We start from the raw sequence: 14,643 nt of genomic DNA on the forward strand, positions 1-14,643 counted from the left end.
ACCGACACAGGCCGAATCCCTGTGATGGCATTAGCACTCCGAGCGCCCTTGGGCGGAGTAGGAGTCTCGCCGGTAGAGAGACCTCCAGCACGGCCGTCCCACGATCGCATGCCGAAGATCAAGGGCTCATTCCGGCGTGCAGGTCAACCCTTCCGTCCCATCAGGTCAGCCCCTGTGCACGGCGGTCGACCTATCGATTCTTTGAGGGCTGGTCGTGGTCGGTCGTCTTTGGCCAGCACTTGGGGGCCCCGGGCAGGCGGCCCAGAAACGGCCCAACCGCCAGATCAAACGGGCCAAGGTGATGATCACCACGCACGCCCGACTCTCCCCTTACGGAAGGGTAGGGTCTGTCGAGGTCGTCAGGGTCTGACCGAAGGTCCCCTTGACGACCGTGCCGCGTCTTGGCCGATGAGGTCCAGGATCCGGATCCGGCGCGGCCGTCGCTGATCGTTCCGTAGTCGTCTGCCCCGACCCCGGGGCGGTTGCTGTGCGCCCGACCGAGTGCGCCCGAGTGGAAATGGCTCCATGTCCTCTGTGCTGTCCGCGGTCGTCCGGCCGCGCCTGTCCCGTCCGTCCTGGCTGTCACCGAAGGTGTTCCGCACCGAGGTCCTCGCCGGCCTGGTCGTCGCTCTCGCCCTGATTCCCGAGGCAATCTCCTTCTCGATCCTGGCCGGGGTCGATCCTCGGGTGGGCCTGTTCGCCTCGTTCACGATGGCGGTCACGATCGCGCTGTGCGGCGGTCGGCCGGCGATGATCTCCGCCGCGACCGGTGCCATCGCCCTGGTCGTCGCGCCGCTGGTCAAGGAGCACGGACTGGACTACCTGATCGCGGCGGTGATCCTCGGTGGCGCGATCCAGGTCCTCCTCGCGGTGCTCGGCGTAGCGAAGCTGATGCGGTTCATCCCGCGTAGTGTCATGGTCGGCTTCGTCAACGCCCTCGCCATTCTGATCTTCGCCGCGCAGATCCCGCACCTGATCGGCGTGCCGTGGCTGGTCTTTCCACTCGTCGCGGTCGCGTTGGCGATCATCGTGGGGCTGCCCCGGCTCACTCGCGCGATCCCCGCGCCGCTGGTCGCGATCGTCGTGCTGACCGTCGTCACAGTGGTCGCCGGCGTAGCCGTGCCGACGTCGGGGATGAGGGCGCCCTGCCGGACAGCCTGCCCGCCCTCGGTGTTCCGCAGGTGCCCTGGACCCTGGACACCCTCACCCTGATCGCCCCCTACGCCCTGGGTGTGGCGCTGGTCGGGCTGATGGAGTCGCTGATGACCGCCAAGCTCGTCGACGACATCACCGACACCCACTCCAACAAGACCCGCGAATCCTGGGGCCAGGGCGTCGCCAACATCGTCACCGGGTTCTTCGGCGGTATGGGCGGCTGCGCGATGATCGGTCAGACGATGATCAACGTGAAGGCGTCCGGTGCGCGTACCCGGCTGTCGACCTTCCTGGCCGGCGTGTTCCTCCTGGTTCTGGTCGTCGCGCTCGGTGACGTGGTCGCGGTCATCCCGATGGCCGCTCTGGTCGCCGTGATGATCATCGTGGCGGTGTCGACCTTCGACTGGCACTCCGTCGCCCCGGCCACGCTGAAGCGGATGCCCTACGGCGAGACGATCGTCATGCTGGCCACCGTCGCGACCACCCTGGCCACCCACAACCTGGCCGTCGGCGTCGTCGTCGGTGTGCTCACCGCCATGGTGATCTTCGCTCGTCGGGTCGCCCGTCTGGTCGAGGTCACCAGCGTTCTTGACCCGGACGGCACCACCCGGATCTACTCCGTGCATGGTGAGCTGTTTTTCGCCTCCAGCAACGACCTCGTCGGTCAGTTCGACTACGCCGACGACCCCGGAAATGTCGTGATCGACATGACCCACGCCCATGTCTGGGACGCCTCCTCCGTCGCCGCGCTGGACGCGATCAGCACGAAGTACGCCGCCCGGGGCAAGACCGTCGAGATCGTCGAGCTGAACACGCCCAGCGCCCGCATCCACGACACCCTCGCGGGGCAGCTCGGAGTCGGCCACTGATGGCCGCTGCCAGCCGCAGCGCCGGGCCGGAGCACGCCTCCGGCCCGGCCTCGGCTCGTTTGATGCAGATCGGGGAGGCCGCCGAACGGGTCGGGCTCAACATCCGCACCATCCGCCACTACGAGGAAGCCGGCCTGATCGTCCCCAGCGCGCGCAGCGAAGGCGGCTTCCGGCTGTACACCGAATCCGACCTCGACCGTCTCGCCGTGGTCAAGCGGATGAAGCCCCTCGGCTTCACCCTCGACGAGATGCGGGATCTCCTCACCGTCCTTGACGCCCTCGACACCGCCACCGACCACAGCGAGCTGCTCGACCGGCTGGGCATGTTCCACACCGCCGCCACCACCCGCGTCACCGCGCTACGCGACCAACTCGCCCTGGCCGAAGGCTTCGCTGGCACGCTCCGCGCAAAGCTCGACCACCACACCGGCCCAACCGCCTGACCCCCGCCGAGCCGGTTGCCGACCACAGCGCGTCCGTCAGCGGCGGACTGCCGTCTTGCTCCGATGAACGGTCACCGCGTCCTCGTGGGACGCCTGGCTCGTCAACACCAGCACCGGCACCAACACAGCGGCGACCGCCAGATGCATCAGGCCGAGCACCAGGCGGGTCGACAGTGCGGTGCCCGAACCGGTCAAGGGCAGGAACGACACCAGAAGCACCAACCCCGCCGTCACCACGCACACCACCCGACCAAGGCGGGTAAACCGCTCCAGCAGGGCGATCGGGCCCCACCCGGCCACGGCGGCGCTGAGCAGTTGCTGCGGCCATGGACGAACGCTCTGGCGCTGCCCACATTCGCGCTGTTCTCAGCCGGGGTTGCGTTCGGGTCGTTCGGAGATCTGCTCGGCAACACCGTGGCGATTGGCGTGTTCCTCGGTCTCGTCGTCGGCAAGGTCATCGGCATCGCCGGCGGCACGTGGCTGACCACCAGAACTCAATGTGGCCGAACTGCCCCAGCCTAGGGTGGCCCGACATCATCGGCATGTCTCAGCTCGCCGGGATCGGCTTCACCGTCTCTCTGCTCATCAGCGAACTCGCCTACCCAAACAACGAAGGGCTGCTCAACGCCGCGAAGAGCGCAATCCTTGTGGCGTCCGCCGCTGCCACCGTTCTCGCCGCTGCCACCTTGCTCTGGCGCGGTAGGCACCACCGACGAGCGAGACACCAGGCTCATTCCCACACGTCTCGTGGGTGAGCATCGCTAGGAGTAGCAAACGTTAAGGAGCCACCTGCGCCCGGGCCGCGTCCGGGTCACGTTGCGCCATTTGCGCACATCCCGTCGACAACGATCATCGTTGGTTGGCCTTGTCCGACCTTCGACGGCCTAGATGCTTCTGTTGTCGGGGCTTGCATCTGGTACCTAGGTACAGGCTTACCGTCGAAGTATGAGCGACCGACACGTCACGACAGACGACTCCTGGGTCCCGGATGCGTGCACCTTGCCGACGGCTGAACGGCCGCTGCGGCTTGCTGAGTTCAATCAGTTCTTCCGCGATGCTGTCCGGGGTGCCGACCGGCTGTCGCCGCAGCATCTGCGGTTGCAGCTCGACAGCGCGAAGCATGTGGAGGAGACGGCGCGGGATTTGACGGCCCGTGAAACGTCCTGCTGCTCGTTCTTCACTTTCGACATCGTGCGGCCCCGCCCGGATTCGCTGACGCTGGACGTTCGGGTACCGGCGGCACACGTCGACGTGCTCGATGCCCTCGCCGAGCGGGCGACGTCTGTCCGGGTCCAGAGATGACCGGATCGGGGCTGCGCAGCGGGCAGCTCGCCGACGCGGCCGGGGTCAACCTACAGACCCTGCGCTACTACGAGCGCCGGGGACTGCTCGCCTCACCGCAGCGGTCGCCGGGCGGACATCGGCTCTACCCGTCCGACACCGTCACCCTGCTGCGGATCATCAAGACCGCACAACGCCTCGGCTTCACCCTCAACGAAGTCGCCGACCTGCTCGACGCCGGCCGACATCAGCACAGCGGCCGACCCGACACCGGCCTCCAGGCACGGGCCAGAGAGAAGCTCGTCGAGGTGGAACAGAAGCTGGCCGACCTCACCGTCATCCGCGACACCCTGCGCGCCGCCATCTCAGCAGGCTGTGACGACCTGGTCGCCTGCGCCGGCAGCTCCTGCTGCCCCCTGCCGTTTGCTGAACTCGTCGAAAGGAATGACCGTGCCGACACCTGCTAACCGGCTGCGCCGCCTGCTCCCCTCCAGCATGACCGGATTCGCAGGAGCGGCCTGCGCCGCCTGCTGCATCCTGCCGCCGCTGCTGGCCGCCGGAGTTCTCGGCGCGCCGGCTGGGCCGCCGCCAACCGCTTCATGCCCGGCGTCGCCGTCGCCCTGGCCCTGCTCGCCGGCCTGTCCTGGTGGTGGGCCAGCAAGCGCCGCCACACCACCGGCTGCGCCGGCGGCAACTGCTCCTGCGGCCAGGGTGACCAGAAGGACCGCCAGGTGGTCAGGCTACGGTCCGACGCATGACGGTTGCCCGCTCGATCCTGCTGTTCCTCGTCGCCGCGCTCGCCGAAATCGGCGGGGCCTGGCTGGTATGGCAGGGCTGGCGGGAAAACCGCGGGCTGCTCTGGATCGCGGCCGGAGTCATCGCGCTCGGGTTCTACGGCTTCGTCGCCACCTTCCAACCCGACCCGAACTTCGGCCGCATCCTGGCCGCCTAAGGCGGCGTCTTCGTCGCCGGATCCCTCGCGTGGGGCATGGTCGTCGACAAGTTCCGCCCCGACCGCTACGACCTCATCGGCGCATCCATCTGTCTCGTAGGGGTCGCCGTCATCATGTACGCCCCGCGCAGCAGCTAGCGCAAGCCGTCACGCTCGATAACGCCGCATCCGGATCCGTTACGGCTGCGGGCGTTCCTTGTGCCCGGCTTCGAGGAGTTGGACCATCTCGGCGATACGTTGGGGGCGTTGATCGGGTCGGCGTGTGGTGGCGTCGATCCAGCGTAGGTAGGCCCGGCGGTAGAACTGGGCCAGGGAGTCGAAGAACGCGGCGGCCTGCGGATGCGTTTCTAGGGCGGCGGCCACGTCTTCGGCGAGGTCGTCACGTTGGGGGCCTTCCGGCTCGATGGTCACGGTGACGCTGTCGCCGGCGGCAAGGCCGCAGCAACGTAGCCACGCCGGGCCGAGGGTGAATCCGAAGCCGTCACCGTCTAACGACGCCACGCACACCCATGCCGTTGACGGTGCCCCGGATGTGGTGGCGGGGCTTGGTCCCCCAGACGGTGTCCGGGCTGAAGGGGACCGGGATCAGGACTCGACCGCGAGTGGCGGCGGCGACGGTGGCGGTGGCGGTGGCGGTGAACTGTTGACCCTTCACGGAGTTGTCCATGTGAGGCACCTTTGTTCGGTTCGGCAGCGGGCGGGCCGGCGATGCCGGGTGTCGGCCTCAGGCGAGCAGCGGCTCGAAGATGTAGCGGCCTCGCGTGACGGCCTGGTCCTGGTCGAGGACGGTGGCAGCCAGACCGGGATGGGCGGCGATCCACGCCTGGGCGCTGGAGGCGTTGGTGAAGAAGTTGATGGTGGAGCAGCAGGTATCGACCGAGCGGCCGGTCGCTCCGGTGGCCGCGTACACGATCACCGCTTCCGCCGGTTGGTAGGTCGCGGCACCGTTGGTGATGGTCACGCGGACCTGTTGGCCGGTGTGCGGATCGGCAGAGGTGATCGTCGCGTCGGTGCAGAGCATGAACGGCATGCCCAACGCGTCGATGGCGCACATCGCGAACACCTCGACGTCGCCGAGTGACACCACGTGCGGCGTTGGCGTTGGTGAGAACGGGTAGGCGGCGACCAGACGCCCGGTGCGGTCGACTGCGACAAGGTCCTGCCGAGCAAGTTCCCGCAGTGCGTTGGCTGTGTCCAGGTCCGCCACGTTCACGGCAGCGCGTATGTCGGCGTCGCCGGGGGCGGTCCCGGTGGCGGCGAAGTGACGCAGGATCGCCCGATGCACCTGCCGCAGCCTGTCTGGCAGCTGCTCGGCACGGCGGGGCCGGTCGGTCCGGAGAGCGTTGCCCGGCTGTGCGCAGCAATCCGCCAAGCTCGGCTCAGACCCGCCGGTAGCGGATTCGGCGCCCATTGCCTGGCGCAGGGCAGCGCGTATGCGCTCACCGGTGGGCAGATCCAGCCGACACGCCGCCGGCCCGTCGCCGGTGCCGCCCATCACGTCCACGCCGTTGACCAGGATCGACGGCGACGGATAGTCCCCCACCACCTCGGTCACCACCGCGGGCAGCCCGACGTCGACCAGCGCGGCGTGCAGCGCATGCCGAGCCGGGGCAAGGTTCGGACAGTCCGGCACGGAACGGAGTTCGACATTGACCTGGCCATGCAGAGCTGATCCGACGAGGGCGTCAATGAACCGGCCCGCGCCGTCGATGGCCAGGTCGACAGGGAACGCCGCGATGTCCTCGCGTCCTTGGGCCCCAGCCCAATGACGTGCAGCCTGCCCGCTGGGAAAGAACAGCTGGTCATGGCAGTAGCTGGACAGCACTGCGGGAACCGTGTCGCCCACACTCTTGCTGCGAGCTCGCACGAAGGACAGGACAGCGCCACCGACGGAGATTTCCTCGATGCCGTTCGGTCCGATGAGCAGTAAAATCGGCTGTCCGGTGGTCTCCAGCGACGACTGCACCGCGATGGTCTTGCCCAGCACACGCGGTAGCCACAGGGTGTCCGGCGCGCACCACGCATACAGCGTCTTCCCGTCGACCGTCAGTCGGTGCGGCGACGGCATCTCGGGCAGAGACAGGCCCCAGAAGGCGATGATCCTGCCCTGGTTGTCCTGATGGTGAGTGCCGGCCAACACGCCATCGATAGCGCCGGCCACCTGCTGTTCCGGCAGGCCGAGTCGCCCGGCCAACGCTGAGGCGGTGACCGGCGTGCCCTCGGCGAGCAGCCGCCACAGCCCGACGCCGATGCGCGCCTGCGCCGGATCGAGCACCGGCATGATCTTGAGGTACTCCGCCAGGAGCCGGTCAAGCTCGCCCACCTCGTCCCCTACAGCATCTGCCGCTGCGGTCATCAACAGCCTCCTCACGGCAAGCGGCCTCGGTGGCAAAACGCACACCGCCTGGCCGTCACGGCTCTACCCGTACCAGACTGGACCTTCCAGTACAGGGGAAGGTCAAGGGCGACGACAGGAGGTCGCCGGATGCGGATCGGGGAACTCGCCGAGGCAACCGGCACCACCACCAAGACCCTGCGCTTCTACGAAGCCAGCGGCCTGCTCCCGCCCGCCGCCCGCACCCGCGCCGGCTACCGCGACTACGGCGACGATGCCGTTGCCCGGCTCGACTTCATCCGCCGCGGCCGTACTGCCGGGCTCACCCTTGCCCAGATCCGCGACATCCTCACCGTCCGCGACACCGGCCACGCGCCCTGCGGACACGTACGCCAACTGCTCGCCCAACAGCTCGACGCCATCGACGCCCAGCTCGCCGACCTACACGCCCTGCGCGCCACCGTCGCCCAGCTCCACCACTCCGCCACCAACGCCGAACCCGACGTCTGCCCGCCCGAGCAGGTATGCCGCTACCTATAGCCGCCCAGGTGTCCTGGGGCTCTCGACGTTGAAGCGGAGCTGAAACAGGCCCTGGTCCTCGCTGACCAAGTGGCCGAGCGCTTCCCGGCCGCGGCGGTCCTCGGTCCGGTGGAGTCGGGCAGCCGCGGGCGGTGGGGGCCATCGCCGCGACGCCTCGCCAGTCGCCTCGCGACGAACGGCCAGGCTCGCGACAAGCCGGTCAGTGTGCGCGTGCTGTCGGCAAAGATCGCAGGGTCAGGCCGATGCGGGCCAGGCTGACCGGAACCGCCACGAGCATTGGCCACACCAGGGTTGGGGCGACAAGTAGAACGGCGGCCACCATCGCCACGTCCAGGGCGACAAGGCCGAGCCCGCCGGCGTCGCCGAGGCGAGCGCGGCGGTAGCTGCGCCGGCTGGTCGCCGAGGTGACCAACGCGGCGACGACGGCCAGCAGCGCGAGTCCGAAGATGGCCGCGGCCGGTGGGGGAACCGGCCACTTCCAGGCGTGGCCGGCGACGAGGGTGGCGCCCCAGCAGGCACCGACAAGCGGGCCGGTGGCCAGCAGCATCCGGGCGGTGCGCCGGCTCGGGGAGTGCACGACGAACGCGTCGGTGATCTGGTCGACGGTGCCGAATTCGGCGATCGCGGCGCGGGCCGCGTCCGCCGGCGGCAGCCCGGCGGCGAGGTGGTGGCGCCAGGTCTCGGTCAGCCCGTCGGCGAGTTCGTCGACCGCGTCGGCAGGCAGGCGGCGGGCCAGGACGCCGAGGTGGGCGTCGATCAGCTGGTGGCTGGCCACGGTCTGGTCTCCAGCAGTGTGGTGATCGCGGTGGCGAACTCGCGCCAGTTGCTGCGGTCGGCGTGCAACCGCCGCGCGCCGGCCGGGGTGAGCTGGTAAGTGCGCCGGCGCCGGCCGTCCATGCTCGACCAGGACCCGGCGATCAGACCGGCGCTTTCCAGGCGGTGTAGGGCCGGGTAGATGGTGCCGGTGGGCAGGTCGAACCGGCCGCCGCTGCCCTCCCGCAGGGCCTCCTTGACCGCGTACCCGTGCCGCGGACCGTCTTCCAACGCGGCGAGGAGCAGCACGTCCAGATGACCCTTGAGTTCCTGTGCGCCCACCTTCATGAGCGGAGCCTATCCGCTCGATAGGTAGTTATGCTACTGTCCCGCCAATAGGTAGTAATCCTAGCTATTGGCGGGGTGGTCGAGATGGGTGAGCGGCCGGCGGTCGAGGCGCAGGGCCTGGTCAAACGGTTCGGTGAGGTGCCCGCCCTGGCCGGCGTGGACCTGCAGGTGCCGGCCGGCGGGGTGCTCGGGCTGCTCGGCCCGAACGGGGCGGGCAAAACCACTGCGGTGCGGATCCTGACCACGCTGCTGCCCCCGGATGCCGGGCGGGCCAGGGTGATGGGGTTGGACGTGGTGCGTCAAGCGGACGCGGTGCGACGGGTCATCGGCCTGTCCGGCCAGTACGCCGCCGTGGACGCCTACCTGACCGGTCGGGAGAACCTGCGCATGATGGGTCAGCTGTCCGGGCTGCGCCGGGCCGCTGCGCGGCGGCGGGCCGATGACCTGCTGGAGTTGTTCGACCTCACCGACGCGGCCGGCCGCACCGCCCGAACCTACTCCGGCGGGATGCGCCGCCGCCTCGACGTGGCCGCAAGTCTGGTCGCCGCGCCTGCCGTGCTGTTCCTGGACGAGCCCACCACCGGTCTGGACCCGCGCGGGCGGCTCGGGCTGTGGCGACTGATCGGTGAGCTGACCACGCAGGGCACGAGCATCGTGTTGACCACCCAGTACCTGGAGGAGGCCGACCGGCTCGCCGACACCATCGTGGTCCTCGACCACGGTCGGGTCATCGCCACCGGCACCGCCGACGAGCTGAAGACCCAGGTCGGCGGTGACCGCCTGGAGTTGCAGGCACCCCCCGGCGCCAACCCGCACCTGCTCGCCGCAGCGATGACCGGCCTCGGCTCGGCGCCACCAACCGTCGACGTCGAGGCCGGCCGCATCGTCGTTCCGGTCGCCGACGGGCCCGGCATCCTGCCTGACATCGCCGCTCGCCTCGCCACGAGCGGGCTGCGGATATCGGACCTCGCGCTGCGCCGCCCCACGCTCGACGACGTGTTCCTCACCCTCACCGGGCAACCCACAACTGCGCCGTCCGCATCGGACACGATTGCGGCCGGGAGCGTCCGATGACCGCGACCATCGCGCCCGGCGACGCTGTGCGAATAATCGGACCGGGCTGGCTGCTGGCAAACATCGCCACGGTCACCGGCCGCAACCTGCACCGCCTGGTGCGGGTACCGACGCTGATCGCGTTCGCCACCGTGCAGCCGCTGCTGTTCGTTCTGCTGTTCACCTACGCCTGGGGCGGCGCCATCCACCCGCCCGGCGTCACCCGCTACATCGACTACGCGCTGCCGGGCATCTGGGTCCTCGCCATCGCGTTCGGCGCCTCCCAGACCGGGGTCGCCCTCGCCGACGACCTGGCCACCGGCATGATCGACCGGTTCCGGGCACTGCCGATGGCCCGCTCCGCCGTCCTGGCCGGCCGCGTCGCCGCAGACGCCGCCCGCAACCTGTTCGTCCTCGCCCTCATGACCGGCGTCGGCTACGCGATCGGGTTCCGCTTCCACGCCGGCCCCGCCGCCGCGCTGACCGCGATCGGGCTCGCCCTCGCGGTCGGGATAGCGTTCTCGTGGATCTTCGCGCTGCTCGGACTGCTCGTCCGCGACCCCGAGCCGGCGGGTATCGGCGGACTCTTGGCCGTCATCCCGCTGATCTTCACCAGCTCCACGTTCGTCCCGGTGGCCACCTTCCCCGGCTGGCTGCAAACCTTCGCCAACGTCAACCCGATCACCGTGACCGTCGACGCGCTGCGGGCGCTGTGCCTGGGCGGCCCGACCGCCACCTACGTGTGGCAGGCCCTGATCTGGACCGGTGGGCTACTTGCCGTGGCAATACCCGCAGCTGTCATCCGCTACCGGCGCACCACCGCCACATGAACATCGAGCCGGCGCTCGGCTACGACTGAGGTGCCAGGCCCGACACGCGACTTCGAGGAGATGACCAGCGCGCCTCACCGCCTGCTGGGCCCGCGCTGCGGACAGGCTCCCCGTTCTAGGCCCTCCCCTCCTGCAGGTCAGCGTTCGAGGCCATCTGCGGAGAGGTTTGTGCGCGTAGCAGCATGCCCGCTGTGGCGAAAGCGCAGCAGATCGCGACGGCGATGAGCAGCGACTTGTAGTTGCGCGTGGCGTGGAGCAGGCCGGCGGCGCGCCAGCTCGGGAGATGGTGACGGGCGGAGCGACTGGATCGGCCCACCCTGACGTGGTGCCCGGTTTCACCATTTTGTGAGACCTCTGAGGTTGGCCAGCCCAGCATCAACTCCTATGCTGGTTAGGTGTCGTGATCGGAGGTGTTTTGTGCGAGGGTTCGGCGAGCTTGAAGCGGTGATCATGGACCGGTTGTGGGTCCGTGGTGAGCCGGCGACGGTGCGGGAGGTTCATTCCGATCTGCTCCCTGATCGGGACATTGCCTACAACACGGTGTTGACGGTCGTGGACAACCTGTACAAGAAGGGGTGGCTGCGCCGCGAACGCGAAGGCCGGGCCCACCGGTACGAGCCGACGCGACCGCGTGAGGAGTACGGGGCGCGGCTGCTGCGCGACGCCTTGGACGAGGCGGGCGACCCGGCGGACGCCCTGGTGCGGTTCGTCGGCCGGATGAGCACCGACGAGGCCGCAGCGCTGCGCCAGGCCCTGCAGGCGCACGAGCGGAGCGACGCCAAGTGACCGGAATTCACCTGCTGCTGTTCGCCACTGCCGTCTCGATGCTGGCGCCGCGGGGCCTTGCCAGGGCGGGCTGGGTGTACCGGTCGCCGGGGCTGGGCATCGCCGCCTGGTATGCGGTGCTTGGCGCGGTGCTCACGGCGGCGGCCGGGGCGGTGCTGGCCGTGGTGGCGCCGTGGCAGGCCACCGACGCTCCGGTCTGTGTGGCGTGGCGGTGGTGTGTGCAGGCCGCTCGCGGCGAGTTCGGCCCGCTAGGTCGGAGTGCGGCAATTGTGGTGCTATTAGCGGGGTTGGGATTGGCCGCCCGGCTGCTGTTGACTGGGGTGCGGCTGGCTCGGGCCGCGTCGGCGCGACGTCGCGCCCATGTGCGGATTCTCGCGATGGCCGGACGGACGGCGCCAGAGTTGGGCGCCACTGTTGTGGAGAACGCGCAGCCGGCTGCCTATGTGGTGGCCGGGCACGGCCGCCGGGTGGTGGTGACCAGTGGTGCGCTGCAACAGCTTGCCGGCGACGAGGTGGCTGCGGTGCTGGCGCACGAGCAGGCTCACGCGGCGGGCCGTCACGATCTGCTGCTGGACGGGGTGCGGCTGCTACACCAGGCGTTCCCGCGTTTGGCGCTGTTCGCGGTGGCGCGTATTCAGTTGTGCCGGCTGGTGGAGATGCGTGCCGACGATGTGGCTACCGCCCGACACGCCCCGATCAGCCTCGCGCGGGCACTGGTAACGATGGCTACCGCCAACGCCATCGACCACGGCTCCCGGACGCCGGCTCTGGCTGGGATGGTGGCGGCGACTGGCGGTGACGCGGCAGAGCGACTGCACCGGCTGTTGACTCCACCCGCACCACTCGGCCGCGCGCAGCGGGCGGGGCTGGTGGCGGGAATCACCGTGCTGGCGTTGACCCCGGCTGTGGCGCTGCTCGCGGTCCAGGTGTTCCCGGTGCTGGGAATGTGTCCGGCGTTGCCCTCGTGACCCGACCAGGATGCCCCGCCCGGCCCTCCATGCGGCGGCTGCTGGTGGCGCTGGTCGTTGTGGTGGCGGCACTGGACGCGCTGGGTCTACGCCACCCACACAGAGGAGTAGCCATCGGCCCAGCCGATCGCCAGTTGGCGCGGCCGTCGCCCTCCTTGGGCGCAGGGGCCGCCGCCTATGACGGCTTGGCGCCGTTGCGGGCCAGCACGGCCATGAACGCCGTGATCTCGTTCTGCTGACTGTTTTTCATGGATTCGGCCAGGGAACGGACCTCGGGGCAGTCGCTGCGGCGCAGGACCTCCTCGGCCATCATGATCCCGCCGAGGTGGTGGCGGATCATCAGCTGGCTGTAGAGGATGTCGAGGTCACGGCCGGTGGCGGCCCGCAGCCGATCCAGCTCCTGCCGGCTGGCCATGCCGGGCATCCGCCCGTCGGCGGTCAGGGTGTGGCCGGGAGTCCAGGCCATCGCCGGGCGGCTTCCGGTCGGCGGCAGCTGCCACTGGTCGAGCCAGTCGCGCATCGTGCCGACTTGCGCCTGCTGAGTCAACGCCACGTCCAGGCCGATGGTCTGGATCTCGGGGTCGCCGAGCGCCGGTAGGCGATCATCGACATCTCCACGGCTTGGGCGTGGTGGGTCTGCATGTCGCGGGCGAACCCGGCCTCGGCCGACCCGTCGCCAGGGCGGGAATCCGGTACGAGTAGGCCGATGGCGACACCGACCGCGAGTGCCACCACCGCGGTGATGAGCCCGCCGAGCAGGTAGGCACGGCGGCCGGTGCGGGCGGCGGGTTCGCCGGTGGGTGGTTCGGTCATGGCGTTGATGCGTCTCCCGCTCGGGCGTTGTGGCTGCGGCGTCTGAAGCGCGGGTCCGTGGTCCGCGGTGGGTGAGGGTGCCGGTGTCACCCGCCGGGCGTGTTGTGCGGGGTGGTGCCGGTGGCGGTGACCCCGTTCGAGCAGGGCGCGCCCGGCTCCGGTGCGGCCTTGATCCGGAAGTCCCGGATGAACTGGTCGACGCGCGGGTCGGCGGCGGTGTCGAGCTTGAGCTGGTAGCCCCACGCCTGCAGGGAGATCGGCCGGTCCAGTCCGGGGAAGGGCGACATGAACAGGTAAGGCGTGCCCCGTACCTTGCCGGCGAGGGTCTCGATCTGGTCGGCGGGCAGATCCGGTCGGTAGGTGATCCACACGGCGCCGTGTTCGAGGCTATGTACCGCGTTCTCGTTCGCGATTGCTGCCGGGTACACGTCGCCGATGCAGTCCTGCCAGATCGGGTTGTGATCGCCACCCACCGGCGGGCTCACCGGGTAGGCGACGGCGCCCCTGACGTGGTTGCGGGTGAGCATCTTCGGGTCGCTGGCCCGGTAGTTGGTCAGCCCGGCGATGTTCGTCCCAGCCGGCTGTCCGCCATCGCCGCGGGTGACCGCGTATATGGCGTAGCCGATGATGGCGGCGGCGAGGACGCCTACCGCGACGAACGTCGCGATCAATGCTGGCGAACGGCCCCCAGCCACTGCTTTCGCCACGGGGCGGCGCGGCTTCGGCCTGGCGCCTGATCGGTTGGGTTTCGCCATGGCTACCTGACCCCACATCGCTCATGCGTGGCCCCGCCGCGCAACCGGGCCAACTGTTCGCTGCTCGTGTTCTGCGGCTTCTCGTGCCGTGTGCGGCACGGACACACCGGAGGCGTCTCGGCGGTGGCGAGCGTCAGGTCGGTCATGCCGTCGCGCCCGTTCCGGTCGATGCCTGCTGGCCGGGCTGGCCGGCGCGCAGGGTCGCGACCTCAACCCGCAGGGCGGCGATCTCCTCCTGGCTACCGGGCTGCGGCGCAGCGCTAGTGTGGTTGCCCCGCATCATCATCCACATCATCGCGCCCATCATGAGCGGGCAGACGAGAATGGGCAGCAGGTAGACGAGCTTCTCCATGGTGGGTTACTTCCTGTCGTGGGTGAGGTTGCGACGGTCGAGGGCGCGGCGCAGCGCCCGTTCGGACAGCCGGCCGAAGGTGAACGGCGCTCCGTCGAGAAAGATGCCGGGAGGAAACAGCACCCCGGCTTGGGTGGCGAGCAGGCTGCCCTGTTCGCTGCCAAGGGCGATCTCCTCCACCACCACCCCGGCAAGCAGGGAGGTGGCTAACACCGGCCTGACCAGCAGATCTCCCACGGCGGATACCCCCAAGAGCCGACGACCTAAACTCCTTAGGAGATTAGGAGGTAATGTGGCGAGCGTCCACCGAAGGAGGTGCCTGTTGGTCCGCCGACCTCACGCGACCGCGCTGCCTGGCGCAGCTCCGCGCCACCGTCGGCCCCGGCCAGACCGGCATCTAACCAACCGAA

Annotated in this window: 19 protein-coding genes and 4 pseudogenes; 13 read left to right on the forward strand and 10 right to left on the reverse strand. The window is 69.5% G+C overall.

The window, feature by feature from the left end; all coding sequences use genetic code 11:
• Positions 1-525: 525 nt before the first annotated feature.
• Both JNW87_RS01190 and JNW87_RS01195 read left to right on the forward strand, forming a co-directional pair.
• Positions 526-2,024: pseudogene (locus JNW87_RS01190) on the forward strand (SulP family inorganic anion transporter).
• Positions 2,024-2,467: a MerR family transcriptional regulator gene (locus JNW87_RS01195; protein ID WP_238452750.1), complete on the forward strand. Its 444-nt coding sequence runs from the start codon at positions 2,024-2,026 to the stop codon at positions 2,465-2,467. The pseudogene JNW87_RS01190 and the gene JNW87_RS01195 overlap by 1 nt, the downstream one beginning before the upstream one ends.
• 36 nt (positions 2,468-2,503) lie before the next feature.
• On the opposite strand, the gene JNW87_RS01200 is transcribed toward JNW87_RS01195, so the two are convergent.
• Complete coding sequence (locus JNW87_RS01200) at positions 2,504-2,767, reverse strand: DUF6069 family protein (protein ID WP_238452751.1); 264 nt, start codon at positions 2,765-2,767, stop codon at positions 2,504-2,506.
• A 12-nt stretch (positions 2,768-2,779) separates the two neighbouring features.
• Here JNW87_RS01200 and JNW87_RS01205 point away from each other — a divergent pair.
• From JNW87_RS01205 to JNW87_RS01225, 6 genes and pseudogenes are all read left to right on the forward strand, one after another.
• Positions 2,780-2,989: pseudogene (locus JNW87_RS01205) on the forward strand (Na+/H+ antiporter NhaA); the annotation flags it as partial.
• Between the two features lie 20 nt (positions 2,990-3,009).
• Positions 3,010-3,222, forward strand: a complete 213-nt coding sequence (locus JNW87_RS41190; RefSeq protein WP_201749867.1) for a Na+/H+ antiporter NhaA — start codon at positions 3,010-3,012, stop codon at positions 3,220-3,222.
• A 190-nt stretch (positions 3,223-3,412) separates the two neighbouring features.
• On the forward strand, positions 3,413-3,769 hold the full coding sequence (locus JNW87_RS01210) for a hypothetical protein (RefSeq protein WP_238452753.1): 357 nt from the start codon (positions 3,413-3,415) through the stop codon (positions 3,767-3,769).
• Positions 3,766-4,215 carry a MerR family transcriptional regulator gene (locus JNW87_RS01215; RefSeq protein WP_238452754.1) on the forward strand — a complete coding sequence of 150 codons (450 nt, stop codon included), beginning with the start codon at positions 3,766-3,768 and terminating at the stop codon, positions 4,213-4,215. Before JNW87_RS01210 ends, JNW87_RS01215 begins: the two co-directional genes overlap by 4 nt.
• 132 nt (positions 4,216-4,347) lie before the next feature.
• Positions 4,348-4,506 (forward strand): hypothetical protein, encoded by a 159-nt coding sequence (locus JNW87_RS01220; RefSeq protein ID WP_238452755.1) that lies wholly within the window; start codon positions 4,348-4,350, stop codon positions 4,504-4,506.
• A pseudogene (locus tag JNW87_RS01225) lies at positions 4,503-4,838 on the forward strand (YnfA family protein). Before JNW87_RS01220 ends, JNW87_RS01225 begins: the two are co-directional and overlap by 4 nt.
• A gap of 39 nt (positions 4,839-4,877) precedes the next feature.
• Here JNW87_RS01225 and JNW87_RS40350 read toward each other — a convergent pair.
• From JNW87_RS40350 to merB, 3 genes are all read right to left on the reverse strand, one after another.
• The gene (locus tag JNW87_RS40350) at positions 4,878-5,111 is read right to left on the reverse strand and encodes a YdeI/OmpD-associated family protein (RefSeq protein WP_238452756.1); all 234 of its coding nucleotides are present in this window, start codon (positions 5,109-5,111) and stop codon (positions 4,878-4,880) included.
• A gap of 70 nt (positions 5,112-5,181) precedes the next feature.
• Positions 5,182-5,367, reverse strand: a complete 186-nt coding sequence (locus JNW87_RS01235) for a hypothetical protein (RefSeq protein ID WP_238452757.1) — start codon at positions 5,365-5,367, stop codon at positions 5,182-5,184.
• Between the two features lie 57 nt (positions 5,368-5,424).
• Positions 5,425-7,056 (reverse strand): organomercurial lyase, encoded by a 1,632-nt coding sequence (merB, locus tag JNW87_RS01240; RefSeq protein ID WP_238452758.1) that lies wholly within the window; start codon positions 7,054-7,056, stop codon positions 5,425-5,427.
• Between the two features lie 129 nt (positions 7,057-7,185).
• On the opposite strand from merB, the gene JNW87_RS01245 reads away from it, so the two are divergent.
• Positions 7,186-7,575 carry a heavy metal-responsive transcriptional regulator gene (locus tag JNW87_RS01245; protein ID WP_238452759.1) on the forward strand — a complete coding sequence of 130 codons (390 nt, stop codon included), beginning with the start codon at positions 7,186-7,188 and terminating at the stop codon, positions 7,573-7,575.
• A 199-nt stretch (positions 7,576-7,774) separates the two neighbouring features.
• Here JNW87_RS01245 and JNW87_RS01250 read toward each other — a convergent pair whose 3' ends face one another.
• Together JNW87_RS01250 and JNW87_RS01255 are read right to left on the reverse strand one after the other, a co-directional pair.
• The gene (locus JNW87_RS01250; RefSeq protein ID WP_238452760.1) at positions 7,775-8,350 is read right to left on the reverse strand and encodes a permease prefix domain 1-containing protein; all 576 of its coding nucleotides are present in this window, start codon (positions 8,348-8,350) and stop codon (positions 7,775-7,777) included.
• Entirely contained in the window at positions 8,332-8,670 is a 339-nt protein-coding gene (locus JNW87_RS01255; protein ID WP_238452814.1) for a helix-turn-helix transcriptional regulator, read from the reverse strand. The genes JNW87_RS01250 and JNW87_RS01255 overlap by 19 nt, the downstream gene beginning before the upstream one ends.
• 90 nt (positions 8,671-8,760) lie before the next feature.
• On the opposite strand from JNW87_RS01255, the gene JNW87_RS01260 reads away from it, so the two are divergent.
• From JNW87_RS01260 to JNW87_RS40355, 4 genes are all read left to right on the forward strand, one after another.
• Complete coding sequence (locus JNW87_RS01260) at positions 8,761-9,750, forward strand: ATP-binding cassette domain-containing protein (RefSeq protein WP_238452761.1); 990 nt, start codon at positions 8,761-8,763, stop codon at positions 9,748-9,750.
• The gene (locus tag JNW87_RS01265) at positions 9,747-10,559 is read left to right on the forward strand and encodes an ABC transporter permease (RefSeq protein WP_238452762.1); all 813 of its coding nucleotides are present in this window, start codon (positions 9,747-9,749) and stop codon (positions 10,557-10,559) included. The genes JNW87_RS01260 and JNW87_RS01265 overlap by 4 nt, the downstream gene beginning before the upstream one ends.
• A 417-nt stretch (positions 10,560-10,976) precedes the next feature.
• Positions 10,977-11,345, forward strand: coding sequence for a BlaI/MecI/CopY family transcriptional regulator (locus JNW87_RS01270; protein WP_238452763.1), 369 nt, complete (start codon positions 10,977-10,979; stop codon positions 11,343-11,345).
• Positions 11,342-12,313: a M56 family metallopeptidase gene (locus JNW87_RS40355; RefSeq protein WP_238452764.1), complete on the forward strand. Its 972-nt coding sequence runs from the start codon at positions 11,342-11,344 to the stop codon at positions 12,311-12,313. The genes JNW87_RS01270 and JNW87_RS40355 overlap by 4 nt, the downstream gene beginning before the upstream one ends.
• 175 nt (positions 12,314-12,488) lie before the next feature.
• Here the strand turns inward: JNW87_RS40355 and JNW87_RS41195 are convergent.
• The 4 genes and pseudogenes from JNW87_RS41195 to JNW87_RS01300 form a co-directional block, all read right to left on the reverse strand.
• Positions 12,489-13,126, reverse strand: a pseudogene (locus tag JNW87_RS41195) (DUF305 domain-containing protein).
• An 86-nt stretch (positions 13,127-13,212) separates the two neighbouring features.
• Positions 13,213-13,821 (reverse strand): DUF3105 domain-containing protein, encoded by a 609-nt coding sequence (locus JNW87_RS01290; RefSeq protein WP_238452767.1) that lies wholly within the window; start codon positions 13,819-13,821, stop codon positions 13,213-13,215.
• Between the two features lie 202 nt (positions 13,822-14,023).
• Positions 14,024-14,233, reverse strand: a complete 210-nt coding sequence (locus JNW87_RS01295; RefSeq protein WP_238452768.1) for a hypothetical protein — start codon at positions 14,231-14,233, stop codon at positions 14,024-14,026.
• A gap of 6 nt (positions 14,234-14,239) precedes the next feature.
• Positions 14,240-14,470 carry a hypothetical protein gene (locus JNW87_RS01300; protein WP_238452769.1) on the reverse strand — a complete coding sequence of 77 codons (231 nt, stop codon included), beginning with the start codon at positions 14,468-14,470 and terminating at the stop codon, positions 14,240-14,242.
• Positions 14,471-14,643: the final 173 nt, after the last annotated feature.

It is taken from the genome of Micromonospora sp. ATA51, from assembly GCF_016802855.1.
Lineage (GTDB): Bacteria > Actinomycetota > Actinomycetes > Mycobacteriales > Micromonosporaceae > Micromonospora > Micromonospora sicca.